This is a genomic window from Streptomyces sp. NPDC041129 (genome assembly GCF_055592265.1).
The window spans coordinates 950,034-975,941 of sequence record NZ_JBVIYV010000002.1 but is presented as its reverse complement, the minus strand read 5'-3'; the positions used below and the strand labels follow the sequence as shown (position 1 = coordinate 975,941).

At 70.4% G+C, this 25,908-nt stretch carries 27 protein-coding genes; 11 read left to right on the top strand and 16 right to left on the bottom strand.

Annotated features, from left to right (window positions below):
- Nucleotides 1–116: 116 nt before the first annotated feature.
- The 4 genes from trxA to ACZ6B1_RS12670 all read right to left on the bottom strand — a co-directional run bounded on the left by trxA (nucleotide 117) and on the right by ACZ6B1_RS12670 (nucleotide 3,292).
- The gene (gene trxA, locus ACZ6B1_RS12685; protein ID WP_358936055.1) at nucleotides 117–449 is read right to left on the bottom strand and encodes a thioredoxin; all 333 of its coding nucleotides are present in this window, start codon (nucleotides 447–449) and stop codon (nucleotides 117–119) included.
- Nucleotides 446–874: a MerR family transcriptional regulator gene (locus ACZ6B1_RS12680; protein WP_468777427.1), complete on the bottom strand. Its 429-nt coding sequence runs from the start codon at nucleotides 872–874 to the stop codon at nucleotides 446–448. Before ACZ6B1_RS12680 ends, trxA begins: the two co-directional genes overlap by 4 nt.
- 29 nt (nucleotides 875–903) lie before the next feature.
- On the bottom strand, nucleotides 904–1,686 hold the full coding sequence (locus tag ACZ6B1_RS12675) for a DUF2127 domain-containing protein (protein ID WP_468777425.1): 783 nt from the start codon (nucleotides 1,684–1,686) through the stop codon (nucleotides 904–906).
- A gap of 187 nt (nucleotides 1,687–1,873) precedes the next feature.
- Nucleotides 1,874–3,292 (bottom strand): cation:dicarboxylate symporter family transporter, encoded by a 1,419-nt coding sequence (locus ACZ6B1_RS12670; protein WP_468777532.1) that lies wholly within the window; start codon nucleotides 3,290–3,292, stop codon nucleotides 1,874–1,876.
- A gap of 117 nt (nucleotides 3,293–3,409) precedes the next feature.
- Here ACZ6B1_RS12670 and ACZ6B1_RS12665 point away from each other — a divergent pair, with 117 nt between their 5' ends.
- Entirely contained in the window at nucleotides 3,410–5,032 is a 1,623-nt protein-coding gene (locus ACZ6B1_RS12665) for an ATP-binding protein (protein WP_468777423.1), read from the top strand.
- A complete protein-coding gene (locus ACZ6B1_RS12660; protein WP_468777421.1) occupies nucleotides 5,029–5,733 on the top strand; it encodes a response regulator in 705 nt (234 codons plus the stop codon). Before ACZ6B1_RS12665 ends, ACZ6B1_RS12660 begins: the two co-directional genes overlap by 4 nt.
- Before the next feature lie 27 nt (nucleotides 5,734–5,760).
- Here the strand turns inward: ACZ6B1_RS12660 and ACZ6B1_RS12655 are convergent, their stop codons facing one another.
- Complete coding sequence (locus ACZ6B1_RS12655) at nucleotides 5,761–6,348, bottom strand: hypothetical protein (RefSeq protein WP_468777419.1); 588 nt, start codon at nucleotides 6,346–6,348, stop codon at nucleotides 5,761–5,763.
- A gap of 210 nt (nucleotides 6,349–6,558) precedes the next feature.
- On the opposite strand from ACZ6B1_RS12655, the gene ACZ6B1_RS12650 reads away from it, so the two are divergent.
- Nucleotides 6,559–7,275 (top strand): helix-turn-helix domain-containing protein, encoded by a 717-nt coding sequence (locus ACZ6B1_RS12650; RefSeq protein WP_468777417.1) that lies wholly within the window; start codon nucleotides 6,559–6,561, stop codon nucleotides 7,273–7,275.
- Between the two features lie 15 nt (nucleotides 7,276–7,290).
- On the opposite strand, the gene ACZ6B1_RS12645 is transcribed toward ACZ6B1_RS12650, so the two are convergent.
- Nucleotides 7,291–8,316, bottom strand: a complete 1,026-nt coding sequence (locus tag ACZ6B1_RS12645; protein ID WP_468777416.1) for an ATP-dependent 6-phosphofructokinase — start codon at nucleotides 8,314–8,316, stop codon at nucleotides 7,291–7,293.
- A 213-nt stretch (nucleotides 8,317–8,529) separates the two neighbouring features.
- On the opposite strand from ACZ6B1_RS12645, the gene pta reads away from it, so the two are divergent.
- From pta to pyk, 3 genes are all read left to right on the top strand, one after another.
- Entirely contained in the window at nucleotides 8,530–10,620 is a 2,091-nt protein-coding gene (gene pta / locus ACZ6B1_RS12640) for a phosphate acetyltransferase (protein ID WP_468777415.1), read from the top strand.
- Nucleotides 10,617–11,828: an acetate kinase gene (locus ACZ6B1_RS12635; RefSeq protein ID WP_468777413.1), complete on the top strand. Its 1,212-nt coding sequence runs from the start codon at nucleotides 10,617–10,619 to the stop codon at nucleotides 11,826–11,828. Before pta ends, ACZ6B1_RS12635 begins: the two co-directional genes overlap by 4 nt.
- 99 nt (nucleotides 11,829–11,927) lie before the next feature.
- On the top strand, nucleotides 11,928–13,355 hold the full coding sequence (gene pyk, locus ACZ6B1_RS12630; RefSeq protein ID WP_468777411.1) for a pyruvate kinase: 1,428 nt from the start codon (nucleotides 11,928–11,930) through the stop codon (nucleotides 13,353–13,355).
- A gap of 99 nt (nucleotides 13,356–13,454) precedes the next feature.
- Here pyk and ACZ6B1_RS12625 read toward each other — a convergent pair whose 3' ends face one another.
- The 4 genes from ACZ6B1_RS12625 to ACZ6B1_RS12610 all read right to left on the bottom strand — a co-directional run bounded on the left by ACZ6B1_RS12625 (nucleotide 13,455) and on the right by ACZ6B1_RS12610 (nucleotide 17,683).
- Complete coding sequence (locus ACZ6B1_RS12625; RefSeq protein WP_468777409.1) at nucleotides 13,455–14,771, bottom strand: hypothetical protein; 1,317 nt, start codon at nucleotides 14,769–14,771, stop codon at nucleotides 13,455–13,457.
- Entirely contained in the window at nucleotides 14,761–15,318 is a 558-nt protein-coding gene (locus tag ACZ6B1_RS12620; RefSeq protein ID WP_468777407.1) for a DUF6114 domain-containing protein, read from the bottom strand. The genes ACZ6B1_RS12625 and ACZ6B1_RS12620 overlap by 11 nt, the downstream gene beginning before the upstream one ends.
- 117 nt (nucleotides 15,319–15,435) lie before the next feature.
- Nucleotides 15,436–16,089, bottom strand: a complete 654-nt coding sequence (locus tag ACZ6B1_RS12615) for a DUF6230 family protein (protein WP_468777405.1) — start codon at nucleotides 16,087–16,089, stop codon at nucleotides 15,436–15,438.
- Nucleotides 16,090–16,711: 622 nt separating this feature from the next.
- Entirely contained in the window at nucleotides 16,712–17,683 is a 972-nt protein-coding gene (locus ACZ6B1_RS12610) for a tetratricopeptide repeat protein (protein WP_468777403.1), read from the bottom strand.
- 209 nt (nucleotides 17,684–17,892) lie between these two features.
- Here ACZ6B1_RS12610 and ACZ6B1_RS12605 point away from each other — a divergent pair, with 209 nt between their 5' ends.
- The gene (locus ACZ6B1_RS12605; protein ID WP_468777400.1) at nucleotides 17,893–18,525 is read left to right on the top strand and encodes a TetR/AcrR family transcriptional regulator; all 633 of its coding nucleotides are present in this window, start codon (nucleotides 17,893–17,895) and stop codon (nucleotides 18,523–18,525) included.
- Nucleotides 18,526–18,583: 58 nt separating this feature from the next.
- On the opposite strand, the gene ACZ6B1_RS12600 is transcribed toward ACZ6B1_RS12605, so the two are convergent.
- From ACZ6B1_RS12600 to ACZ6B1_RS12580, 5 genes are all read right to left on the bottom strand, one after another.
- On the bottom strand, nucleotides 18,584–20,284 hold the full coding sequence (locus tag ACZ6B1_RS12600; RefSeq protein ID WP_468777398.1) for an acyl-CoA mutase large subunit family protein: 1,701 nt from the start codon (nucleotides 20,282–20,284) through the stop codon (nucleotides 18,584–18,586).
- A gap of 107 nt (nucleotides 20,285–20,391) precedes the next feature.
- A complete protein-coding gene (locus ACZ6B1_RS12595; RefSeq protein WP_468777396.1) occupies nucleotides 20,392–20,730 on the bottom strand; it encodes a DUF3817 domain-containing protein in 339 nt (112 codons plus the stop codon).
- Nucleotides 20,731–20,787: 57 nt separating this feature from the next.
- A complete protein-coding gene (locus tag ACZ6B1_RS12590; protein WP_468777394.1) occupies nucleotides 20,788–21,297 on the bottom strand; it encodes a MarR family winged helix-turn-helix transcriptional regulator in 510 nt (169 codons plus the stop codon).
- Between the two features lie 84 nt (nucleotides 21,298–21,381).
- Nucleotides 21,382–21,675, bottom strand: coding sequence for an MTH1187 family thiamine-binding protein (locus ACZ6B1_RS12585; RefSeq protein WP_030187368.1), 294 nt, complete (start codon nucleotides 21,673–21,675; stop codon nucleotides 21,382–21,384).
- Nucleotides 21,672–22,016 carry a DUF3817 domain-containing protein gene (locus tag ACZ6B1_RS12580; protein WP_468777393.1) on the bottom strand — a complete coding sequence of 115 codons (345 nt, stop codon included), beginning with the start codon at nucleotides 22,014–22,016 and terminating at the stop codon, nucleotides 21,672–21,674. Before ACZ6B1_RS12580 ends, ACZ6B1_RS12585 begins: the two co-directional genes overlap by 4 nt.
- Before the next feature lie 169 nt (nucleotides 22,017–22,185).
- On the opposite strand from ACZ6B1_RS12580, the gene ACZ6B1_RS12575 reads away from it, so the two are divergent.
- The 4 genes from ACZ6B1_RS12575 to ACZ6B1_RS12560 all read left to right on the top strand — a co-directional run bounded on the left by ACZ6B1_RS12575 (nucleotide 22,186) and on the right by ACZ6B1_RS12560 (nucleotide 24,844).
- Nucleotides 22,186–22,818 carry an AIM24 family protein gene (locus ACZ6B1_RS12575; RefSeq protein WP_468777530.1) on the top strand — a complete coding sequence of 211 codons (633 nt, stop codon included), beginning with the start codon at nucleotides 22,186–22,188 and terminating at the stop codon, nucleotides 22,816–22,818.
- A gap of 1 nt (nucleotide 22,819) precedes the next feature.
- The gene (locus tag ACZ6B1_RS12570; RefSeq protein ID WP_468777391.1) at nucleotides 22,820–23,470 is read left to right on the top strand and encodes an AIM24 family protein; all 651 of its coding nucleotides are present in this window, start codon (nucleotides 22,820–22,822) and stop codon (nucleotides 23,468–23,470) included.
- A complete protein-coding gene (locus tag ACZ6B1_RS12565; protein ID WP_468777389.1) occupies nucleotides 23,467–24,273 on the top strand; it encodes an AIM24 family protein in 807 nt (268 codons plus the stop codon). Before ACZ6B1_RS12570 ends, ACZ6B1_RS12565 begins: the two co-directional genes overlap by 4 nt.
- Nucleotides 24,274–24,367: 94 nt before the next feature.
- A complete protein-coding gene (locus tag ACZ6B1_RS12560; RefSeq protein WP_199212044.1) occupies nucleotides 24,368–24,844 on the top strand; it encodes a MarR family winged helix-turn-helix transcriptional regulator in 477 nt (158 codons plus the stop codon).
- Nucleotides 24,845–24,913: 69 nt separating this feature from the next.
- Here ACZ6B1_RS12560 and meaB read toward each other — a convergent pair whose 3' ends face one another.
- Nucleotides 24,914–25,870: a methylmalonyl Co-A mutase-associated GTPase MeaB gene (gene meaB, locus ACZ6B1_RS12555; RefSeq protein WP_468777386.1), complete on the bottom strand. Its 957-nt coding sequence runs from the start codon at nucleotides 25,868–25,870 to the stop codon at nucleotides 24,914–24,916.
- Nucleotides 25,871–25,908: the final 38 nt, after the last annotated feature.

Genomic DNA, 25,908 nt, shown 5'->3' with positions numbered 1-25,908 from the left:
GCTCAGTGAACTTCTCCGCGCCTTCGTGCAATTGAAGTCGCGAATCACTCAATATACGCAGAGAAATCCCCCGAGCGCAATTGCTCAGGGGATTTTTTGGTGCGCGGGGACCGCTCTCAGAGCACGTCCGCCAGTTCCTCCAGCAGCCGCCGCTTGGGCCGTGCCCCCACCATCGCCTTCACCGGCTCACCGTCCCGGAACACCATGAACGTCGGCATCGACAGCACTTTGTACGCGTTGGTGGTCTCGGGGTTGGTGTCCACGTCGAGCTGCACCACCTTCAGCCGGCCGTCCTGCTCGGACGCCAGGTCGCTGAGCACCGGCCCCATCTGGCGGCACGGCGGGCACCAGTCGGCGGTGAACTCCACCAGCACCGGCAGATCCGCCCGGAGCACCTCCGTCCCGAAGTCCGCGTCCCGCACCTCGGCCACACCCGCAGCCTTGATCATTTCTCTCGCCCTCCCAGTTCGCACAGCGGTTCCGGACCGCCCGGAACCAGCGACTCGGCGGCCAGCGCCTCCCGGGCCAGCTCGGCCCGCCCGAGCTGCCCCGCGACCGTCTCCCGCACCGCCGTGAGCTGGCCGATGAGCGCGTCCAGCTCGTCCAGCTTGCGCCGGTAGACCATCAGGGAAGCCGGGCAGGAGTCGCCCTCCGGATGCCCGGCACGCAGGCACTCCACGAACGGCCGCGTCTCCTCCAAGTCGAACCCGCAGTCCTGCAGGGTCCGGATCTGGCGCACCAGCCTGAGGTCGCCCTCGTCGTAGGTGCGGTGGCCCTTGTCGTCGCGCCGGGCGGGCAGCAGCCCCCGCGTCTCGTAGTAGCGCAGGGCGCGGGTGGTGGTCCCGGCCCGTGCGGCCAGCTCGCCGATTCGCATGGGTACGACGGTAGGCGTTGACGTCGGCGTCAAGGCAAGGGCCGGCTGTGGGCGGCCATCCCGGCCGACTCCTCCACCTCCAGCAGCGAGGCGCTGTGCCGCTCCTCCTCGAACTTCCGGCGCCCGCCGCGCAGGCCGAACAGACGCTTGGTCAGCGCGATGTAGAGGACCGCGAGGATGTTGAGGACGAGAGTGGCGATCTTCAGCCAGCTGATGTGCTCGGTGAGTTCGTAGATCTCCAGCGGGAGGAAGGCGGCCGTGGCGACCACCGTCAGGTACTCCGCCCAGCGCTTGGCGTACCAGAGGCCCACCGCCTCGACCAGCTCGATCAGCGCGTAGGCCAGCAGCAGTGCCGCCACCAGCAGCAGCGTGGAGTGCCGGTAGCCGAAGGCCTTCTGCAGCGAGCCCACCACCGGGGAGTGGTCGAGGTCGTAGTGGAAGTGCCGGAACACCGGACGGAAGACGTTCAGGTACTCCTCGAAGAGCCGGCGCACCGCGTTCCGGCTGTTGCTGAACTTCCACACCGCGATCGCGACCAGCACGATGAACACCCCGCGCACGGCCCGCTCGACCGCCAGGAAGCGCAGGACGAACAGATCCCTCAGCACCTTCCCGCGCGGCACCAGCGGTGCGTCCTCGGCCGGCCCCGAGGCGTGCGGCTCGCCGAGCACGAAGTCGCCGCAGCGCAGGCAGCGCCAGACGTCCCCGAGTTCCGTCCGGGCGTGCAGCCGCACCCGCAGCGCTGGGTCGTCCGGCGCGTAGGTGACATGGCCCTTGCGCGCGCAGGTCCGCCGGTCCCAGTCGATGTTCATCCCCCGTGCCCTGCCTTTCGTACCGCGTTCGGGAACGAGCACTGACGTGCCGTTCCGGTCGACCGGAACGGCACGTTAGTGGATGGGAGCCGGGCGGCCGAGTCACGGGGGGAGACCCGGCCGCCCGGTGGTGCGACCGGACGCCCGGCCCGGGTTCAGGCGGGGCCGGGCGTCCGGAGTCTTCGGATCAGGCCTTGGCCAGTTCCTTCTCGTCGCCCTCGCGGGGCTCGGGCAGCCCGGTGGCGGCGGACTGCTGCTCGTCCAGCAGCGTCGTCTCGTCGAAGGGGAGGTCACCGGCGAGCACCTGCCGCACCCGGCCGTTGTCGATCTCCTTGGTCCAGGTGCCGATCAGCACGGTGGCCACGGCGTTGCCGGCGAAGTTGGTCAGGGCGCGGGCCTCGCTCATGAACCGGTCGATGCCGACGATCAGGCCGACGCCGTCGACCAGCGCGGGCTTGTGCGACTGCAGGCCGCCGGCCAGCGTGGCCAGGCCGGCGCCGCTGACGCCCGCGGCGCCCTTGGAGGCCAGCAGCAGGAAGAGCAGCAGCGGGATCTGCTCGCCGACGGACATCGGGGTGCCGAGGGCGTCGGCGATGTACAGCGACGCCATGGTCATGTAGATCATCGTGCCGTCGAGGTTGAAGGAGTAGCCGGTCGGCACGGTGATGCCGACGACCGGCTTGCTGACGCCCAGGTGCTCCATCTTCGCGATGAGCCGCGGCAGCGCGGACTCGGAGGAGGAGGTGGAAAGGATCAGCAGGAACTCGCGGGCGAGGTACTTGAACAGGGCGAAGACGTTCACACCGGCGACGATCCGCAGCAGGGCGCCGAGCACGATGAAGACGAACAGGAAGCAGGTCACGTAGAAGCCGAGCATCAGCACGGCGAGGCTCTTCAGCGCGTCCAGGCCGGCCGAGCCGACGACGGCCGCGATGGCGCCGAAGGCGCCGACGGGGGCGGCCCACATGACCATGGACAGGATGCGGAAGACCAGCCGCTGGATGTGCTCGACACCGCGCAGCACCGGCTGCCCCGCCGAGCCCATGGCCTGCAGCGCGAACCCGGTGAGCAGGGCGATCAGCAGGGTCTGCAGGACCTGGCCCTCGGTGAAGGCGGACACGAACGTGACCGGGATGATCGACAGCACGAAGTCGACCGGCGGCAGCGCGTCGGCGGAGACCTGGGCGTGCCCGGTCTGCTTGAGCGCGTCGGTCAGGTGCAGCCCGTCCCCGGGGTGCAGCACGTTACCGACGACGAGTCCGATGGCGAGCGCGACCAGCGACATCACCAGGAAGTAGCCGAGCGCGATACCGCCGACGGCGCCGACCTTCGCGGCCTTGCGCACCGAGCCGATGCCCAGCACGATCGTGCAGAAGATGATCGGCGAGATCATCATCTTGATCAGGTTGACGAAGCCGGTGCCCAGGGGCTTCAGCTCGACGGCGGCATCGGGCCAGATCAGTCCCACGGCGATACCGAGCGCGACCGCCACGATGACGGCGATGTACAGGTAATGGGTCCGGTCCCGCTTGGCGCGGGGTGCGGCAGGTGCCGTATCTGGGGTGCTGGCGGCCACGGCTGCCCTCCTTGACGTCTTCGTCGGCATCACCGGCGTGCGGCTCACGTCCGGGGTCGGGGATGCCGTGACTATCTCCCGCCCTGTGAGGGCGGTCACCCTTCCGTTCATTTAGTTCATGCCTGAATGGAGAGGCACACTGCTGGCATGCGCTTCCCGTCCCTGCCCCGGCCCCGCAGCCTGGCGACCCAGCTGTTCGCCGTGCAGGCGGTACTGATCGCGGTGGTGGTGGCCGGGTACGCGCTGTTCACCTACCTCAGCGACGGCCGGCAGGCGGAGGACGCCGCGGCCCGGCACGCGACCGCCGTGGCCCGCTCGATTGCGGACTCCCCCTCGGTCCGCTCGGCGATCCACACCCCCGACCCGACCAGGGAGCTGCAGCCGTACGCGGTGCGGGTGATGCGGGACACGAACGTCGACTTCGTGACGATCATGAACCCGTCCGGCATCCGCTGGACCCATCCGGACGAGAAGCAGATCGGCCGGCACTTCCTGGGCCGTATCGAGCCCGCGCGGCACGGCCGTACCTTCACCGAGACCTACACCGGCACCCTCGGCGCGTCCGTCCGCGCGGTGACCCCGGTGGAGGAGAACGGCCGGGTCATCGGGCTGGTGAGCGCCGGCATCAAGGTGGAGGCGATCAGCGCCCGGGTCCAGGAACAGGTCACCGCGCTGCTGGGGGTGGCCGGCGGGACCCTGCTGCTGGGCGCGGTCGGCACCTACGTGGTCAACGCCCGGCTGCGCCGCCACACGCACGGCATGAACGCGACCGAGCTGAGCCGGATGCACGACTACCACCAGGCGGCGCTGCACGCGGTGCGCGAGGGGCTGCTGATGCTGGACGGGCAGTACCGGTTGGCGCTGATCAACGACGGCGGCCGGGAACTGCTGGGGGTGGGCGACGCCGGTGACGCGGACCTGATCGGGCGCTCGGTGGCGGACCTGGGTCTGCCGGCCCCGCTGACCGGGGCGCTGCTGTCCTCGGAGCCGCGAGTGGACGAGGTGCATCTGACGGCGTCCCGGGTGCTGGTGGTGAACACCTCGCCGGTGTCGGGCGGAGAGCGCCGGGGCACGGTGGTGACGCTGCGCGACGTGACCGAACTCCAGTCCCTGATGGGTGAGCTGGACTCGGAGCGGGGCTTCACCCAGGCCCTGCGCTCGCAGGCGCACGAGGCGGCGAACCGCCTGCACACGGTCGTCTCGCTGATCGAGCTGGGCCGGGCCGAGGAGGCGGTGGAGTTCGCGACGGCGGAGCTGGAGCTGGCCCAGGCGCTGACCGACCAGGTGGTGGCGGCGGTGAGCGAGCCGGTGCTGGCCGCGCTGCTGCTGGGCAAGACGGCGCAGGCGAACGAGCGGGGCGTGGAGCTGGTGGTGTCGGCGGACAGCCGGCTGGACGACGGGCTGCTCGAGGGTCTGTCCGCGCGCGACCTGGTGACGATCCTCGGCAACCTCATCGACAACGCGGTGGACGCGGCGCAGGGCAGCGCCGGGGCTCGGGTCACGGTGACGGCGTACGCGCGAGACGCCGAGCTGGTGCTGCGGGTCTCGGACACGGGGGCCGGGGTCGACCCGGCCCACGCGGACCTGGTATTCCAGCGGGGGTACTCGACGAAGCCGGCGGGGCCCGGCGGACGGGGCCTTGGCCTGGCCCTCGTACGGCAGGCGGTCACGCGTCACGAGGGCGCGCTGACGGTGGCGGAGGCCCAGGAGGGCGGCGCGGTGTTCGAGGTGCGGTTGCCGTTGCGCACGGCGGTGGGTGGCGGCAGATGACCGGGGAGCGGCAGGCGATCCGGGTCCTCGTGGTGGAGGACGATCCAGTCGCCGCCGACGCGCATGTGCTGTACGTCGGGCGGGTGCCGGGGTTCGTCGCGGTCGGGAAGGCGCACACGGGGGCGGAGGCGCGCCGGTTCCTGGACCGTACGGCGGTGGACCTGCTGCTGCTCGACCTGCACCTGCCGGATGTGCACGGACTCCAGCTCGCCCGGTCGCTGCGGGCGGCGGGGCATCACACGGACGTCATAGCGGTGACGTCGGCGCGGGATCTGGCGGTGGTCCGGGAGGGTGTCTCGCTGGGCGTGGTGCAGTACGTCCTGAAGCCGTTCACCTTCGCCACGCTGCGCGACCGGCTGGTGCGGTACGCCGAGTTCCACGCGGCGGTGGGCGAGGCCAGCGGGCAGGACGAGGTGGACCGGGCACTGGCCGTGCTGCGCGCGCCGTCCCCCGCCTCGCTCCCCAAGGGTCTCAGCGGCCCGACGCTGGAGCGGGTGACCGGCGCCCTCCGGGACGCCCGGGAGGGTCTGGCGGCGACCGGGGTCGCGGAGGCCGTGGGCATCTCCCGGATCACCGCCCGGCGCTACCTGGAGCACCTGGTCGACGCCGGTAGGGCCGAGCGGCGCCCGGTGTACGGCCAGGTGGGCCGGCCGGAGCTCGTCTACCGCTGGGTCCCGGAGGCACCGGCACCGGGCCGGTGACCGCCCGGGCCCGGTCTGCGCGGCCGCTCACCCCGCGTCGCCTCCGGCACCGTCACCTCCGGCACCGTCGCCTCCCACCCCGAACGGCACGGCGTACTGGACGATGTACACCCCCAGCCCGGCCACCGAGGCCGCCTCCAGGACGGACAGGACCGCCAGCCCCGGCGACACGTCGTCCCCCACCCAGTAGACGATCAGCGCGCTGAGCGGCACGACGCAGAAGGCCAGCAGGTCCACCACGCACTGGGCGATCTTCCGCGACGCCCGCCGCGCGTCGCCGCGGTGGGCGACCTCCCACCGGAAGATCTCGGAACCCCGCATCCGCACCGTCTCGGCGAGCCGGGGCCCCAGGTCCTCGCGGACATAGGCCCCGATGGCCGAGATCTTCTGGTCGTTGACCAGGTACGTCCATCCGAGCACCACGCACACCGGCGGCAGCGCCAGCAGCATCGCGGTCTGCCTGGCCTGCGCGGCGGCGGCGATCACCGCGGCCACGACGGTCAGCGTGACGTACAGCAGATTGTCCCGGAACCCGATCCGCGTCTTCTGCTCGTCCTTGATCGTCTGGTACTCGGTGAGCAGCAACTGCCCGACGCTGACGTCCCGTTCGGCCACGTGTGTCCCTTCCCCCCGGCAGCACCTCAAGAGTGTGCCGCAGTACCTCAAGAGTGTGCCGCAGCCGAAGCCCACCGTTCCACGGCCCGGTCATCGGCAGACAGGCGAGGAACCGCCGGCCCATCCGCCGAACGTCCAAAACCGGGGCCGCCCACCAGCGGTGATCCTGGTCGAACCGACCGTAGTCACCCCGCCCGTCGCAGCCCTAGCTTGTGCCGGGTGCACCCACCTCCGCCTCGTCCCGGTCCCGCCGGCCACCCGTTCGACGCCCCGGCCGCCCGCAGGCTCCGGGCCGCCCTGGGCATGGGCCCCGAGCATGTCGCCCACGGGATGCGGGTCTCGTACGGTCTGCCGTATGTGACGCCCGGCCTCGTCGTCGCCTGGGAGCGCGGCGCCGCCGCCCCGGGCAGCACGGAACTCACCGCACTCGCCGGGGTGTTGTGGTGCTCCCCGGGAGAACTCATCAGCCGTCCCCGCACCCTGCGGGAGCACCGCGTCGCCCGCGGGGTCGCGCCCGAGGACGTCGCCCGCGCCGTCGGGGTGGAGCTGCGCGGGTATCTGCGGATGGAGGAGAGCGGGCAGTGGCGCGGCAATGAGCGCCAGTCGGCCGCCCTCGCGCGGGTGCTGGAGCTGGCCCCGCCCGACTTCGTGGCCGTCACGGGCCGGGAGGCGGCGCTCGCCGGCCTGCTGCGCGGGGCGGTGACGACCCGCTGGCAGGCCCATGTGCGGCCGGTGACGAGGCTGGTGCCCCTGGATCAGGGGACCGTGGAGGGGGTGCTGCGGGAGCTGCACCAGGACTACCAGGGGCGCATGGCCGCCACCCTCGGCTGGGGCGGCGGCGGCAGCGGTGCCGGCGATTCCGGCAGGGAGTTCCTCGACCGGATCGTGGACAACTTCTGGGCGGCGGTGGAGAGCAGGAGTCCGTAGCGGAGGCCGCGGCCCCTAGAAGACCGACTCCGCTTCGTCCATGCGGTCCTTCGGGACCGTCTTCAGCTCGGTGACGGCCTCCGCGAGCGGCACCATCACGATGTCGGTGCCGCGCAGCGCGGTCATCCGGCCGAACTCGCCGCGGTGCGCGGCCTCGACGGCGTGCCAGCCGAAGCGGGTGGCGAGGACGCGGTCGTACGCGGTCGGGCTGCCGCCGCGCTGGACGTGGCCGAGGATGACCGGCTTGGCCTCCTTGCCGAGGCGCCGCTCCAGTTCGTAGGCCAGCGCGGTGCCGATGCCCTGGAAGCGCTCGTGGCCGTACTGGTCGATATCGCCCTTGCCGTAGTCCATGCTGCCCTCGGCGGGGTGGGCACCCTCGGCGACGCAGATGACCGCGAACTTCTTGCCGCGGGCGAAGCGTTCCTCGACCATCTTGACCAGGTCGGCCGGGTCGAAGGAGCGTTCCGGCAGGCAGATGCCGTGGGCGCCGGCGGCCATGCCGGACTCCAGGGCGATCCAGCCGGCGTGCCGGCCCATGACCTCGACGACCATCACGCGCTGGTGGGACTCGGCCGTGGTCTTCAGGCGGTCCATGGCCTCCGTGGCCACGCCGACGGCGGTGTCGAAGCCGAAGGTGCGGTCGGTGGAGGAGATGTCGTTGTCGATGGTCTTCGGGACACCGACGACCGGCAGACCGGCGTCGGACAGCATGCGGGCCGCCGTCAGGGTGCCCTCGCCGCCGATCGGGATCAGCGCGTCGATGCCGAACTCCTCGACCATGTCGGCGGCGCCCTCGCAGGCCTCGCGCAGCCGGTCGCGCTCGAGCCGGGAGGAGCCGAGGATGGTGCCGCCGCGGGCCAGGATGCCGCTGACCGCGTCCAGGTCGAGCGAGCGGTAGTGGCGGTCGAGCAGACCCCGGTAGCCGTCCTCGAAGCCGATGACCTCGTCGCCGTACTGCGCCACCGCCCGGTGCACGACCGAACGGATCACGGCGTTCAGGCCGGGGCAGTCGCCGCCTGCGGTGAGAACTCCGATGCGCATCGTGCTGTGTCTCCTGCTCGCTGTCGGTACCTGTGAGCCACTGCCGATTGTTTCACGTCCGCCGGCCGGGTGATGTCCTGACGGGCGCCTTAACCCTCACCGGGGGTATTGTCAAGAGGGTTCCGCTCACCTGGGCGGGCGATTTTTGTGCCACGGACTTTGTGCCACGGAAGACACCGGCGAGACGGCGAGACACAGGAACGGAGTGCACACGTGACGCGCAGCGTGTACGTGACCGGCATCGACCGCGGCGACGGCCGCCAGGTGGTGGAGCTGGGGGTCATGGAGCTGCTGACCCGGCAGGTGGATCGGGTGGGTGTGTTCCGGCCGCTCGTCCACGACGGACCCGACCGGATGTTCGAGTTGCTGCGGACGCGGTACCGGCTCTCGCAGGACCCGGCCACCGTCTACGGCATGGACTACGTCGAGGCGTCCGCGCTCCAGGCCGAACAGGGCACCGACGAACTGGTCTCCACCCTGGTCGACCGCTTCCACCTGGTGGCCCGTGACTACGACGTCGTCCTCGTCCTCGGCACCGACTTCGCCGGCACCCAGCTCCCCGACGAACTCTCCCTGAACGCCCGCCTGGCCAACGAGTTCGGCGCGTCCGTGATCCCGGTGGTGGGCGGCCGCTCACAGCCCGCCGACTCGGTGCGCGCGGAGATCCGCAACGCGTTCCGGGCGTACGACGGGCTCGGCTGCGACGTGCTCGCCATGGTCGCCAACCGGGTGGAGCGCGAGGACCGGGACGAGATCGCCCGGCGGCTGGCGGACCGGCTGCCGGTGCCCGTGTACGTGCTGCCCGACGAGCCCGCGCTGTCCGCGCCCACGGTCGCGCAGATCGCCCAGACCCTCGGTGCCCGGGTGCTGCTCGGCGACGACTCCGGGCTCGCCCGGGACGCGCTGGACTTCGTGTTCGGCGGCGCGATGCTGCCCAACTTCCTGACCGCGCTGACCCCGGGCTGTCTGGTGGTGACCCCGGGCGACCGGGCCGACCTGGTCGTCGGTTCGCTGGCCGCGCACAGCGCCGGGACCCCGCCGATAGCCGGCGTGCTGCTCACCCTGGACGAGGTGCCGAGCGAGGAGATCCTCACCCTGGCCGCCCGCCTCGCCCCGGGCACCCCGGTGGTCTCCGTGGCCGGCAACAGCTTCCCCACCGCCGAGCGGCTCTTCTCCATGGAGGGGAAGATGACCGCGGCCACCCCACGCAAGGCGGAGACCGCGCTCGGCCTGTTCGAGCGGTATGCCGACAGCGCGGACCTCGCGCGCCGCGTCTCGGCCCCGAGCAGCGACCGGGTGACCCCGATGATGTTCGAGCACAAGCTGCTGGAGCAGGCCCGCTCGGACCGGCGCCGGGTCGTCCTGCCGGAGGGTTCCGAGGAGCGGGTGCTGCACGCCGCCGAGGTGCTGCTGCGCCGGGGCGTGTGCGACCTGACCCTGCTCGGCCCGGCCGACCAGATCCGCAAGAAGGCGGCAGACCTGGGCATCGACCTCGGCGACAGCCAGGTGATCGACCCCGCCACCTCCGAGCTGCGCGACGCCTTCGCCGAGCGGTACGCCCAGTTGCGCGCCCACCGCGGCGTGAACGTGGAGCTGGCCTACGACGTCGTGTCGGACGTGAACTACTTCGGCACCCTGATGGTGCAGGAGGGCCTGGCCGACGGCATGGTGTCCGGCTCGGTGCACTCCACGGCGGCCACCATCCGGCCGGCGTTCGAGATCATCAAGACCACGCCCGACTCCTCGATCGTCTCCTCGGTCTTCTTCATGTGCCTGGCCGACAAGGTGCTGGTCTACGGCGACTGCGCGGTCAACCCGGACCCGAACGCCGAGCAACTGGCGGACATCGCCATCCAGTCGGCGGCCACGGCCGCGCAATTCGGTGTGGAGCCGCGGATCGCGATGCTGTCGTACTCCACGGGTACGTCCGGCTCGGGTGTCGACGTGGACAAGGTGCGCCAGGCCACCGAGCTGGCGCGCTCGCGGCGGCCGGACCTGAAGATCGAGGGGCCGATCCAGTACGACGCGGCCGTGGAGCCCTCCGTGGCCGCCACCAAGCTGCCCGGCTCGGAGGTCGCCGGCCAGGCCACCGTGCTGATCTTCCCCGACCTCAACACCGGCAACAACACCTACAAGGCCGTGCAGCGCTCGGCCGGTGCCGTCGCCGTCGGCCCGGTGCTCCAGGGCCTGCGCAAGCCGGTCAACGACCTGTCCCGGGGCGCGCTCGTCCAGGACATCGTCAACACCGTCGCCATCACGGCGATCCAGGCCCAGACCCCCAGCGAGAAGGCGGCCGAGCTGTGACCTCCCCCACCCGAGTCCTCGTTCTCAACTCCGGCTCCTCGTCGGTGAAGTACCAGCTGCTGGACATGCGGGACAGCAGCCGGCTGGCGGTGGGGCTGGTCGAGCGGATCGGCGAGCAGACCTCGCGGCTGGAGCACACCTGTGTGTCGACCGGCGAGACCCGGGAGCAGAACGGGCCGATCGCCGGTCATGACGCGGCGCTGAAGGCCGTCGCCGAGGAGCTGTCCCGGGACGGCGTGGGCCTGGACTCGCCGGATCTGGCCGCGATCGGGCACCGGGTGGTGCACGGCGGCATGTTCTTCACCGAGCCGACCGTGATCGACGAGGCGGTGCTCACCGAGATCGAGCGGCTGATCCCGGTCGCGCCGCTGCACAACCCGGCCAACCTCACCGGCATCCGCACCGCGACGGCGCTGCGCCCGGACCTGCCCCAGGTGGCCGTCTTCGACACGGCCTTCCACACGACGATGCCGGAGTCCGCGGCGCGCTACGCGATCGACCCGAAGGTCGCGGACCGGCACCGCATCCGCCGCTACGGCTTCCACGGCACCTCGCACGCCTACGTCTCCCGCCGGACCGCGCGGCTGCTCGGCAGGGACCCCTCGGAGGTGAACGTCATCGTGCTGCACCTCGGCAACGGCGCCTCGGCGTCCGCCGTCGAGAGGGGACGGTGCGTGGACACCTCGATGGGGCTGACGCCTTTGGAGGGGCTGGTGATGGGTACGCGATCCGGTGATCTGGACCCGGCCGTCATCTTCCATTTGGCTCGTGTCGGTGGAATGTCCATGGACGAGATCGACAGTCTTCTCAACAAGAGGAGCGGTCTGTTCGGACTGTGCGGGGACAATGACATGCGGGAGATCCGCCGCCGGATCGACGAGGGCGACGAAGAGGCCGCCCTCGCCTTCGACATTTACATTCACCGGCTCAAGAAGTACATCGGCGCCTATTTCGCGGTGCTCGGCCGGGTGGACGCGGTCGCGTTCACGGCCGGGGTCGGCGAGAACGCGGCGCCGGTGCGCGAGGCGGCGATCGCCGGCCTGGAGCCGCTGGGCCTGGCGGTCGACGGCGAGCTGAACGCGGTGCGCGGCGGTGAACCGCGGCTGATCTCGCCCGCGTCCGCCCGGGTGGCGGTCGCGGTGGTGCCGACCGACGAGGAACTGGAGATCGCGACACAGACCTACGAGCTGGTCGGAAAGAAGAGCTGAGCAATACACCGGAGTAACACGCCTGAGCGCATGTCCGCCCATTTGTATCTTCCGCCAGACGGAATATTCCGCAGCGAAACAAACCGATAGGATCGCCCCATGCGCCGTTCGAAAATCGTCTGTACTCTCGGCCCCGCGGTCGACTCCCACGAGATGCTCGTCGCCATGATCGAGGCGGGTATGAATGTGGCCCGCTTCAACTTCAGCCACGGCTCCCAGGCCGAGCACCAGGCGCGGTACGACCGCGTCCGGGCCGCGTCCAAGGAGACCGGCCGGGCCATCGGTGTCCTCGCCGACCTCCAGGGCCCGAAGATCCGCCTGGAGACCTTCGCCGAGGGTCCGGTCGAACTCGAGCGGGGTGACGAGTTCGTCATCACCACCGAGGACGTCCCGGGCGACAAGCAGATCTGCGGGACGACCTACAAGGGCCTGCCGGGCGACGTCTCGCCGGGCGACCAGATCCTGATCAACGACGGCAACGTCGAGCTGAAGGTCCTGGACGTCGAGGGTCCCCGGGTGCGGACGGTCGTCATCGAGGGCGGTGTGGTCTCCGACCACAAGGGCATCAACCTGCCCGGCACGGCCGTGAACGTGCCCGCCCTGTCCGAGAAGGACGTCGAGGACCTGCGCTTCGCCCTCCGCATGGGCTGCGACATGGTCGCGCTCTCCTTCGTCCGGGACGCCAAGGACGTCAACGACGTGCACCGGGTGATGGACGAGGAGGGCCGCCGGGTCCCGGTGATCGCCAAGGTGGAGAAGCCGCAGGCGGTCGAGAACATGGCGGACGTCGTGATGGCGTTCGACGGTGTGATGGTGGCCCGTGGTGACCTGGCCGTCGAGTACCCGCTCGAGAAGGTCCCCATGGTGCAGAAGCGCCTGATCGAGCTGTGCCGGCGCAACGCCAAGCCGGTGATCGTGGCGACCCAGATGATGGAGTCGATGATCACCAACTCCCGCCCGACCCGCGCCGAGGCCTCCGACGTGGCCAACGCGATCCTGGACGGCGCGGACGCGGTCATGCTGTCGGCGGAGTCCTCGGTGGGCGCCTACCCGGTCGAGACCGTCAAGACGATGTCGAAGATCGTCAGCGCGGCCGAGGAGGAGCTGCTCTCCAAGGGCCTGCAGCCCCTCGTCCCCGGCAAGAAGCCGCGCACGCAGGGCGGTTCGGTGGCCCGGGCCGCCGCCGAGATCGCCGACTTCCTCGGCGGCAAGGGCCTGATCGCCTTCACCAAGTCCGGTGACACCGCCCGCCGGCTGTCCCGCTACCGCGCGTCCCAGCCGATCCTGGCGTTCACCACCGACGAGGGGACCCGCAACCAGCTCACGCTGAGCTGGGGCGTGGAGTCGCACATCGTCCCCTTCGTCAACAGCACCGACGAGATGGTCGACATGGTGGACCAGGAGCTGGCCAAGCTGGCCCGCTTCAGCCCCGGCGACACGATGATCATCACCGCCGGCTCGCCCCCCGGCGTCCCCGGCACCACCAACATGGTCCGGGTGCACCACCTGGGCGGCCAGAACGACTGACGGGCCCGCCGAGGGTCTCGGCACGCACTGAGGGCGCCCCCTGTGACAGGGGGCGCCCTCAGCTCTGTGCGCGGCTCCCGAACGGGCTTGTACGCAGGCTCAGTCGGTGCTGTACACGTGCATGCCGGGCACGTGCAGGTTGCCGCCGAACTGGGCCGCCTGGACCACGTGGACCTTGGTGAAGTAGATCAGCGGGATGTTCAGCGGCGGCGGGCTGTCCGGGCTGAACGTGACCGGGATCAGCCCCAGCAGGTTGCCGGAGATGCTCTCGGTGTACATCACCGTGTCACCGCCGGTGATGGTGGACTTCGAGCCCTTGGCCGCCTGCACGTGGTACGTCTTGCCGGCCTGCTTGTCCTTCACCGTCTGGTGCAGGTCACCGATGTCCGTGCCACCCGAGATGACGTACTTCAGCACCTTCTTGGTGGTGCCGTTGGCGGTCCTGACCTCGACTATGCCCTTGTAGTCGGCGCCCTTCAGCGTCAGCGAGCTGGCGTCCAGGTACCAGGGGTCGTCCGCCACCGGCACCTTGTTGTCGACGCCGCCCTCGGCGTCGGTGGCCGCCGGGCAGTCGTCGGGGGACGTCGTGGAGCTCGCGGACGGGCTGGGCGTGGCCGACTCGGCCGCGTCCTCGACCGTCTGCGTGGTGTCCTCGGCCGTCTTGGAGACCTTGTCGGTGGTGTCCTTGACGGTGTCCGTGACGGTCTTGGTGGTCTTCTCGACCGTGTCCTTGACCGTGTCCTTGACCGTGCCGGTCGTGCTGTCCTTGGCGGTGGAACCGGACGTGGACGAGCCGGCCGACGGGGACGCGGACGGCTCCGGGCTCGCGGACGTGCCCGAGTCCGTCTTGCCGCCGGTGAGGATGTCACCGAGCGCGTCGCCGAGGCCGCCCAGCACACCACCGCTGCTGTCGGTCGCCGACGGAGACGGCGTCGCCGTGTCGCCACCGGAGCCGGAGCCCGAACCCGAGTCGGAGGAGCCGGACGTCGCCGTGGGCTCGGGCGTGGCCTTCTCGTCGGAACCTGAATCCGACGACGAGGTCTTGCCCGAGTCCTGCTTGTCCGTGGCCCCGGTGGACGCCGTGGGGGTCGGCGTCGCCGTGTCCGTGGACTCGCTCGCGGACGGCGAGGGTGAGTCCGAGGGCTTCCCGGAGTCCTTGAGCGCGTCCACGCAGTCCTTGTACTCCGCGGCCTTCTGGCTGTTCGACGTCGTCCCGCCGTTGTCGGCGAGGGCGAGCGTCGAAGTGAAGCCCATGCCCACGATGACGGCGGTGGGCATCGCCACGGAGGCGATCGCCTTGCCGGCGGGCATGTGGAACCTGGTGAACAGCGGCCGCCTGGGTGCCGCGTGGCGGGGACCGGTTCTCGCACGGGACCCGTCCACATCGGCCCCGTGGGTCACCTCGTCAGCCGGCACTGTGCCTCCCGTTCGCCCCGTTGGCCGGGCTCGTTCCTGACAGGTCGTTCGAGTCGCTCACGGTGCCCGCGTCCGAGGCCTTGTCGAGCCAGGATCCGGAAGCGGCCGCCTGCCCCGCGCCGGTCACCTCCGCGCCCTCCGGCGCGGCCGGCACGCCCGGTGCCCACGACACGGCCATCGCACCGCCGACGAGGGCGAGCAGGAAGCCGACGATGAAGCCGCCGAAGTTGGACACGGGCAGGGACACCAGCCCGAGCAGGATCGCGGCGACGCCCGCGAAGGTCCGTACGTGCTTCTGGAACCAGAGGCTGACGCCGAGCACGACGAGCAGTACGCCGATGATCAGCGATCCGGCTCCCGCGGTCGTCGACATCGCCAGGGTCAGATGACCGACCTGGAGATGCGCGTACGGGAAGTACATGATCGGAAAGCCGCTGAGCAAGACGAGGAGGCCGGCCCAGAACGGCCGGGTGCCCCGCCAGGCGCGGAACTGCAGCCTCCGGCGGGTGAACTGGCCGGGGTCGGCGGCAGGGGTCTCGGCGCTCATGGAAAACAGCTCCCTGGTGCGGCGTTGCTGTGGTGGTGATGTGTGCCGCGTGTGAAAGCGCGGCCGGAGTGTGGACGGGCGGGGGCGCCATCGGCTCCCCCGCCCGTCAGTGAGTGCCTAGTAGCACTCGATCCCTGCACCCTTGCCCTTGTGCAGCGACATGTGCAGACCGCTGAGCTTGAAGGTTCCGGCGGTGGTCGCCCACGCCGTCTGCTTCACGTCGGTCAGGTCCGCCGAGTCCGCCTGCTGGGCGAAGCCGAACGGGTTGGCCTGCTCGCCGTTGCCCTTCATGCCCGGACCCTTGCCGGCGTCCTTGGCCGCAACACCGATGTCGATGTTGTGGAAGACGGCGTCGGCCTGCAGGTCCTCGACGTCGATGTACAGGCGGTCGGCCTCGACCTGCTTGTCCTTGTCGGTGCTGTCACCCGCCTCCAGGCGGAGCGTCACGTCACCGATGACCGGGAGGTCCGGGGTGACGACCGACTGACACATCTTCTGGATCGTGGCCGACTTGAAGGCCGAGACCGCGACGGGGTGAAGCGCCTTCTGGCCGGTCAGGGTGTAGCCCTGGTCGAGCGCTCCGTACTGCGCGAAGCCCTCACCGTGGAGCGACTTCGCCGTCACCTTGAACGACTGCCCCGAAACGCTGAACGAAGCAGCGAGAGCACCCTGTGCCAGGGCGACACCTATCGCTGCCGTGGCGGCGACGCTGGGCACCATGACCACAGCGAACCGCTTCCATCTGGTCCCGCCACGCACCTGGGACTCCATATTTCCTCCTTCTCGGACGTACATCTCCTGGCCCGACTCGCCCCAATCGGCGGCTCAGCCAGGCAGGGATGGGAGAAGTGCTACGTCCTCGGAAAGGAGAGCGCCCGTACTCATCAGGCACGAACCGCGCCCGAACCACCGGCGATCACCCCCGAGCGACAACCACTGGTCGCGCCTGACACGCATCACGCACAACCTTCTGGACAGGCTTCGCCGTGCGGCGAAGACCCCCCTGCCCCAGAGCCGGCGCCACTGCCGCCGGCTCTGCTCGGTGGGGACCCAGAGTCTCCCTCGACCCGACCGGCTGCCGGGGGTGCGGGAATGGACCGAGCGTCGCCGATCGTGGTGCATTCTCGGCCCGGACACAAGGGGGTTCGTTACTGGCTAGTAACGGCCGGATAACCGAACAACGACCCAGCGGTCTCGAAGGGCGACGCTGGGTGTCGGTCAGGGGCAGAGCAAAGCCGTTGATCCTTGGACGAATCCAGACAGATCAACGGCATCGATTTACTCCGAGTAACAGCGGCCGCAATTGCCAAGTTTTGGCAAAGTGCGGCCGCCCTGACGCCTCGTAGGCGAATTTTTCACTCCGGCATCACATGCCGTGGTGTTTAGCGACTGGTCAGAACAGAGCCCGGGCGAGGGCCCGTCGGGCCCCGACCACTCGGGGGTCCTCCGGCCCCACGACCTCGAACAGCTCCAGCAGTCGGCGCCGTACCGCGTCCCGGTCGTCACCCGCCGTGCGCCGCACGGTGTCGATGAGCCGTCCGAAGGCGTCGTCGACATGACCGCCCACCAGGTCCAGGTCGGCGGCCGCGATCTGCGCGTCCACGTCGCCCGGCTTGCCGGCGGCCTCGTCGCGCACCCGCTGCGGGTCCATACCCTGCACCCGCTGCAGCAACTCCGCCTGTGCGAGGCCCAGCTTGGCCTCCGTGTTGCCCGGGTCGTCGCTCAGCACGTTCCTGTACGCCTGGACGGCACCGCCCAGGTCCCCCGCGTCCAGCGCCCTCACGGCGGCCTCGAGGAGGGCGTCGTACGGCCCCGCCGGCATCTCCTGCGGCGCGGCGCCGCCCGGATCGGCGTCCGGGTCGACGGTCAGGCCGGTCAGCCCGAAGCGCTGCTCGGCGACCTGCACGAGCTGGTCCAGGGTCTCCCGGATCTGCTGTTCGCCGGCCGCGCCCTGGAAGAGGGGCAGCGCCTGCCCCGCGACGACGGCGAAGACGGCCGGAATCCCCTGGACCCCGAACTGCTGCATCAGCATCTGGTTGGCGTCGACGTCGATCTTGGCGAGCACGACGCGCCCGTTGTACTCGACGGCCAGTCGCTCGAGGACCGGGCTCAGCTGCTTGCAGGGCTGACACCACTCGGCCCAGAAGTCGATGACGACCGGTACTTCGGCGGACCGTTGCAGGACATCCCGCTCGAATCCCGCTTCATCGACGTCGATGACGAGGTCGGCCGGGGAGACGGCCCCCGCGCCGCCCTGCCGGGCGGCTTCGGCGCGCGTCTGCTCGGCCTTGGCCTTGGCCTCCTGGGCCGCCTTCACCGCGGCGAGGTCGACGACGCCGCTCATGGACATGTTCCGTGGCTGCATGCGTCTATCCTCCCCCGTCTCGGCGCATGAAAGAAAAAGCGATGTGATTGGCGCCGGGTCCCCACCCCACGCCGGTGGTCGTCGCCCGTGTACGTCCCGCACGAGCTTTCGCTACGACCCGTAGCGTAATGCCATCCGGGGTCACCGCGACACCACTGCCCGGTGATCTCCCTCACGACCGCACAGATTCCGCCGGTTATGGTCGACGCATGCAGAGCCGCCACCCCGCCAGCCGTACCGGACGCCCGCGCAGCGCCGCCGCGGACGCCGCGATCCTGGCCGCCACACGGGACGCTCTGGTGGAACTCGGCTGGTCGGGGCTGACCCTGAGCGACGTGGCCACGCGGGCCGGGGTCGCGAAGACGACGCTCTACCGCCGCTGGGCGGGCAAGCACGAACTGGTGGTGGACGCGGTCGCGGAGCTGTTCGACGAGCTCGAACTGCCCGACCGCGGCAGTCTGGCCGCCGACATCGAGGGCGTGGTGCTGCAGTTCGCGGCGATCCTGGCCCGGCCGGAGGCCAGAAGTGGCCTGATGGCGGTGGTCGCGGAGGCGACCCGCGACGACGCCCTGCGCGAACGGATCCGCGCCTCGATCGTGGACCGGCAGATGCGCCTGGTCCTGGAGGGCCGCGCCCGGGCCCAGCGCCGCGGCGAACTCCCGCCGGAGCCGGACCCGGCGGAGTCGTCCCGCACGGTGGACCTGATCTTCGACATGGTGGCGGGCGCGGTGGTCCACCGCACCCTGGTGAGCGGCAAGCCGGCCGACGAGGCCTGGGTGCACAGCTTCACCCGGGTACTGCTCCTCGGCCTGACCGCCCAGCCGGGCGGCGGGGCGGCCTAGGCTCTGGCTCCAGGGGACGTCCGCCGCCCCCTGGAGACGCCCGTGGCGGGCAACGGGGTCAGAAGCCCGCCGGTTCCGTGTAGACCCCCCACTCGTCCCGCAGCACCCCGCAGATCTCGCCCAGGGTCGCCTCGGCCCGTACGGCGTCGAGCATCGGCTCGATCATGTTCGCCCCGGACCGGGCGGCACTCAGCATGTCCGCGAGGGCGGCGCGCACCGCGGCCTCGTCCCGCGCCGTCTTCCGCTCGCCCAGAACGCGGACCTGCTCCCGCTCCACCTCGTGGCTGACCCGCAGGATCTCGAGGTCCCCGGTCACCGACCCGGTGGCGACGTTGACGCCCACGACCCGCTTCTCGCCCTTCTCCAGGGCCCGCTGGTAGCGGAAGGCGGACTCGGCGATCTCACCGGTGAACCAGCCGTCCTCTATCCCGCGCAGGATCCCGGAGGTGATCGGCCCGATGGGGTGCTGCCCGTCCGGGTGCGCCCTGAGCCCCCGCTCCTTGATCTGCTCGAAGATCTTCTCCGCGTCCGCCTCGATCCGATCCGTGAGCTGCTCGATGTACCAGGAACCGCCCAGCGGGTCCGCCACGTTGGCGACGCCGGTCTCCTCCATCAGCACCTGCTGGGTGCGCAGCGCGATCTCGGCGGCCTGCTCGCTGGGCAGCGCCAGCGTCTCGTCCAGCGCGTTGGTGTGCAGCGAGTTGGTGCCGCCGAGCACGGCGGCCAGCGCCTCCACGGCCGTGCGCACCACGTTGTTGTACGGCTGCTGGGCGGTCAGCGAGACGCCCGCCGTCTGCGTGTGGAAGCGCAGCCACTGCGCCTTCTCGCTCTTCGCGCCGTACACGTCGCGCATCCAGCGGGCCCAGATCCGCCGGGCCGCGCGGAATTTGGCGATCTCCTCGAAGAAGTCGACGTGCGCGTCGAAGAAGAAGGAGAGGCCGGGCGCGAAGACGTCCACGTCGAGCCCGCGGCTCAGACCCAGCTCGACGTAGCCGAAGCCGTCCGCGAGCGTGTAGGCCAGCTCCTGCGCGGCCGTGGCCCCCGCCTCGCGGATGTGGTAGCCGGAGACGGACAGCGGCTTGTAGGCGGGGATGCCGGCCGCGCAGTACTCCATCAGGTCGCCGATCAGCCGGAGATGGGGCTCCGGCTGGAAGAGCCACTCCTTCTGGGCGATGTACTCCTTGAAGATGTCGGTCTGCAGCGTGCCGTTGAGGACCGACGGGGCCACGCCCTGCCGCTCGGCGGCGACCAGGTACATGCAGAAGACGGGCACCGCGGGCCCGCTGATCGTCATGGAGGTGGTCACGTCGCCGAGCGGGATGTCCTTGAACAGGACCTCCATGTCGGCGGCCGAGTCGATGGCCACGCCGCAGTGCCCGACCTCACCGAGCGAGCGCGGGTCGTCGGAGTCGCGCCCCATGAGCGTCGGCATGTCGAAGGCCACGGACAGACCGCCGCCGCCCGCGGCGAGGATCATCTTGTACCGCTCGTTGGTCTGCTCGGCGTTGCCGAACCCGGCGAACTGCCGGATCGTCCAGGTGCGGCCGCGGTAGCCGGTCGGGTGGAGCCCGCGCGTGAAGGGGTACTCCCCGGGCCACCCGATCCGCTCGAATCCCTCGTACGCGTCCCCGGGCCGGGGTCCGTACACCGGCTCCACGGGGTCGCCGGAGAGCGTGGTGAAGTCTGCGTCGCGCTTGCGCGCGGCGTCGTAGCGGGCCTGCCAGCGCCGGCGGCCTTCCTCGATGGCGTGAGCGTCCATACCATCGAATTTACTTGGACGTCCTAGTAAATGTCGATGCCAACTGGGTCACGACCACGAGAACACCGCCGTACGGGTGCCGTACGGCGGTGCTGCGAGGCCTGCGGTCAGACCTTGGCGACGGCCGGGGCCCGGTCCGCGGCCCCGCCGTCCAGCTCGCGGCTGATCCTGCGCTCGACGAAGAAGGCGGCCGTCGGGATCGTGCCCGCGATCAGCACCCAGAGCTGCTTGCCGACCGGCCACTTCGCCTTGGAGCCCAGGTCGAAGGCGAAGACCAGGTAGACGACGTACAGCCACCCGTGCGCGATGGCGACGACCCGGGTGACGTCGGCGGCACCGTCCATGTCCAGCCCGTACTTCGCGATCATGCTCAGGCACAGCAGGACCAGCAGCACACCGGTGACGTAGGCCAGGACGCGGTAGCGGGTCAGCACGCTCTTCTTCATGCCGACGAGCGTAACCGCCCGTTCCGGGAGATCTTGCCCCGGGTCAGCCCTCGCCGGTCACCCCTCGTCGAAGTCGTGCGCCGCGATCCGCAGCGGGCGCAGCATGGCGAAGATCTCCGCGCACTCCTCGGCGTCGTAGGCCCCGAGGCCGAAGTCCATCGCCATCAGTTCGCGGGTGGCCGCGTCGACCACCTCGCGGCCCTTGGCGGTGATGACGGCGAGCGTGCCGCGGCCGTCGTTGGGGTTGGGGCGCTTGGCCACCAGACCCGACCTGACCAGCCGGTCCACCGTGTTCGTCACCGACGTGGGGTGCACCATGAGCCGCTCGCCGATCTTGGACATCGGCAGCTCGCCGGCCTTGGAGAAGGTGAGCAGCACCAGCGCCTCGTAGCGGGCGAAGGTCAGTCCGTACGGCTTGACCACCGCGTCGACCTCGGCCAGCAGGATCTGCTGCGCCCGCATGATCGAGGTGATCGCGGCCATCGCGGGCACGTTTCCCCAGCGCTGCTTCCAGAGCTCGTCGGCGCGTGCGATGGGGTCGAAGGGGAGGCTGAGAGGCTTGGGCACGTCAGCAGACCCTACCGGCCGGTCATATGCCGGTCAGCCCTGTCTCGGCTTTCGGGCACCCGGGGACCGCGGACGCGGCACGGGTCAGCCCGCGAGGTGCCGTTCCACGGTCTCGACCTTGGAGGTCAGGCCGTCGGTCACGCCGGGCCGGATGTCCGCCTTGAGGACGAGCGAGACGCGCGGTGCCCGCGCCTCCACTGCGGCGACGGCCCGCCGGACGACGTCCATGACCTCGTCCCACTCCCCCTCGACGGAGGTGAACATGGCGTCGGTGCGGTTGGGCAGCCCCGACTCGCGGACCACGCGGACGGCGTCGGCGACGTACTCCCCCACGTCCTCGCCGACACCCAGGGGCGTCACGGAGAAGGCGACGATCATGCCTTCACGACCTCTTCCTTGCGGGCGCGGGCGGCGATGACGGCGCTCTCGGCCTCGCGGCGCAGCCTGCGCTCCGCGAAGAAACCGCCGGTGGGCAGGACCGAGAGGACGAAGTAGAGGGCAGCGGTGCCGAAGCTCCACTTGGCACGGTTCCAGGCGTCCGCCCAGAAGAGGACGTACAGGACGAACAGCACGCCGTGGACCGCGCCCATCACGGGCACGGCGTTGAAGTCCGTGGTCCGCTTCAGCACCGAGCAGAGCAGCAGGACGAGGAAGGACACGGCCTCCGGGGCGGAGACCAGGCGGAGACGGCGGAGGGCGGAGGCGGTCTTGATGTCCACGGATCACCTTCGGTGGAAGTTGCGACGACGGGCCGGCTGCTTTGTGAACAGACGCACAAGCTGAACCCCATTCTGGCAAACCGCACCCCTCGGGGTGCGCTCAGGGTCGTTCTCCACCCACGGGCCCTGTTCCCTCCACCCGGCTCACCGCTACTTTCCCTGCGTGGCGATGTTCCGACTCCAGGGAAGCAAGGTGCTCGCCGTCGACGTGACCGGGGACGCCGTCAAGGCGAAGAACGGCTCGATGGTCGCGTACGACGGGCAGATGACCTTCAAGAAGCTGAGCGGCGGCGGCGAGGGGCTGCGCGGGATGGTGACCCGGCGGCTCACCGGCGAGCAGATGACGGTGATGGAGGTGAGGGGGCAGGGGACCTGCTGGTTCGCGGACCGGGCAGCGGAGATCAACCTGGTCGCCCTGCGGGGGGACAAGCTCCACGTCGAGTCGAGCAACCTGCTCGCGACCGACGCGGGGCTGCGCACGGGCACGACGTTCACCGGGCTGCGCGGCGCCTCGCAGGGCAACGGGCTGTTCACGACGACCGTCGAGGGCCACGGGCAGGCGGCCATCATGTCGGACGGGCCGGCGGTGGTGCTCCGGGTCAGCCCGCAGTACCCGCTGATCGTCGACCCGGGCGCCTATATCGCCCACCAGGGCGACGTGCGGCAGACCTTCCAGTCCGGTGTGACGTTCCGCACCCTCTTCGGGGAGGGCGGCGGCGAGGCCTTCCAGATCCGCTTCGAGGGCGACGGGCTGGTGTACGTCCAGCCGAGCGAGCGCAACACGATCGCGGGGGACCTGTGAGATGACCTTCCGGGAGATCAACACCAAGATGGTCGAGGCGACCGTGCTGCCCGGACAGCGGCTGTACAGCCAGCGCGGGGCGATGCTCGCCTACCGGGGGGAGGTGTCCTTCACCCCCAACGTCCAGGGCGGCCAGGGCGGACTGATGTCCATGATCGGGCGCCGGGTGGCCGGCGAGGCGGCCCCGCTGATGTCCGTCGAGGGCAGCGGCACGGTCTTCTTCGGGCACGGCGGCCACCACGTCCACGTCATCGGGCTGACCGGCGACACCCTCTACGTCGAGGCCGACCGGCTGCTCGCCTTCGAGGGCACGCTGCGGCAGGGCACGATGTTCATGGGTTCCCAGGGCGGCGTGATGGGCCTGGTGCGCGGCCAGGTCACCGGGCAGGGCCTGTTCACCACCACTCTCCAGGGGCAGGGCTCGGTGGCCGTGATGGCGCACGGCGGGGTCTTCGAGATCCCGATCACCCCGCAGCGCCCGGTGCACGTGGACCCGCAGGCCTACGTCGCCCACCACGGCGACGTGCGCAACAAGCTGTCCACCGCGCTCGGCTGGCGGGACATGGTGGGCCGCGGCTCCGGGGAGGCGTTCCAGCTGGAGCTGAGCGGCAGCGGCACGGTGTACGTCCAGGCCTCGGAGGAAAAGCTGTGAGCGCGTACGGAACCCCCGGCGGCCCCGTGGTGTACGACCCGGTGACCCTGCCCGCCGACGACAACGTGAACAAGTACACGTTCTGCGTCGAGCTCAAGGGCGGGGAGTGGTTCCTGCAGAAGGGGAAGATGATCGCCTACTACGGGGCGATCGAGTTCAACGGCATCGGACACGGCCGACTCGACCGACTTGTCCGCACGTCGTTCCATTCGCCACTGCACGCGAGCGACTGGGTCGTGGCGGCCGGCTCGGGGAAGATGCTGCTGGCCGACCGGGCCTTCAACGTCAACTCCTATGACCTGGACGACGGGAACTTGACCATTCGCGCGGGCAATCTGCTCGCTTTTCAGCCAAGTCTCGCGCTCAAGCAGTCGATCGTGCCGGGTTTTCTGACACTCATCGGAACCGGAAAGTTCGTGGCCGCATCTAACGGTCCGGTGGTGTTCCTGGAACCCCCGATCCGGGTGGACCCCCAGGCGCTGGTCGGATGGGCCGACTGCCCGTCACCGTGTCATCACTACGACCACGGGTATCTGACGGGTGTCATGGGCGGTCTACGTGCGATGACGGGCCTGGGCGGGGCTTCCGGCGAGGAGCATCAGTTCGAGTTCGTCGGCGCCGGGACGGTCCTGCTCCAGTCGAGTGAGACGCTGATGGCGGAGCAGGCGACTGGGGCGGTTCCGCCCGAACCGGGGGTTCCCGGCGGTGGCGGAGCGGGACCGGTTGGACACGGTCCGCAATCGTCGGGCGCACCGCGCCTTCCCGGACAGCTCGGGGACCTCCAGCGTCGCTTCGGGCTGTGAGCGGTAGTCTGCGGAGTGTGACGGCTCGAACGCGTGCGCACCGTCACATCATCCGAAGTAGTTCGTCATTCAACTTCTTAGGTAGACTTCATTCATGGAGACCGAGACGGCCACGCGCTGGCTGACCGATGCGGAGCAGTGCGCCTGGCGCACCCACCTGGAGGTCAACAGGCTGTTGACGTACCAGCTCGAAAAAGATCTGCAGCCGTTCGGCCTGACGATGAACGACTACGAGATTCTCGTGAATCTGTCCGAGTCGGACGACGTGCGGATGCGCATGAGCGACCTGGCGTCCGCCACGCTGCAGTCGAAGAGCCGGCTCTCGCACCAGATCACGCGGATGGAGAACGCGAACCTGGTACGGCGCGAGAACTGCGAGTCCGACCGGCGGGGGCTGTACGCCGTGCTGACGGAGCACGGCATGGAGACGATGCGGAAGGTCGCGCCCCATCACGTGGCGTCGGTGCGCAGGCACTTCATAGACCTGCTGTCGCCCGACGCGCTGACCGAGCTGGACAAGGCGCTCAAGCCGATCGCCGAGCACCTGAGGGGGCATCGGGGGCGTCCCTGACAGCGGCTGTCCCCCCGGGGTGCGGGAGCGACCCGCGCCCCCGGGGGTCCGCATCCGGACAGCGGCCGGTCAGCCCTCCGTCAGACCCGCCACCAGTTCGTCCGCCGCGCGGTAGGGGTCGAGACCGCCCGCCACGATGCGCTCGGCGAGGGCGCTGAGCCGGCGGTCGCCGTGGAGGTCTCCGATCCGCTCGCGCAGGGCCGTGACCGCGATGGTCTCCACCTCGCGGGCCGCGCGGGCCCTGCGGCGCTCGGCCAGGACGCCGTGCTCCTCCATCCAGGCCCGGTGCTTCTCCAGGGCCTCCACCACCTCGTCCACGCCCTCGGCGCGGGCCGCGACCGTCTTGACGATGGGCGGGCGCCAGTCACCGGGGCCGCGGGCCTCGCCCAGGCCCAGCATGTGGTTCAGCTCGCGGGCCGTGGCGTCGGCGCCGTCCCGGTCGGCCTTGTTGACGACGTAGACGTCGCCGATCTCCAGGATTCCGGCCTTGGCCGCCTGGATGCCGTCACCCATGCCCGGGGCCAGCAGCACCACGGATGTGTCCGCCTGGGAGGCGATCTCCACCTCGGACTGGCCGACGCCGACCGTCTCCACCAGGATCACGTCGCAGCCCGCCGCGTCCAGCACGCGGATCGCCTGGGGCGCCGCCCAGGCCAGACCGCCCAGGTGACCGCGGGTGGCCATCGAGCGGATGTAGACACCGGGGTCGGAGGAGTGGTCCGACATGCGGACCCGGTCACCCAGAAGGGCGCCCCCGGAGAAGGGCGACGACGGGTCGACGGCGAGGACGCCGACCCGCCTGCCCTGCTTGCGGTACGCCGTGACGAGAGCGGAGGTGGAGGTCGACTTGCCGACACCGGGCGAGCCGGTCAGGCCCACCACGTAGGCGTTCCCGGTCAGCGGGGCGAGCGCCGCCATGACCTCCCTGAGTTGCGGGGACGCCCCCTCCACCAAGGAGATCAGCCGGGCCACGGCCCGCGGCCGGCCTTCCCTGGCCTGGGCCACCAGAGAGGAGACGTCCTGCATCAAACAGCTCCGTTCACTTCACCGAGGTAACTGGGAAC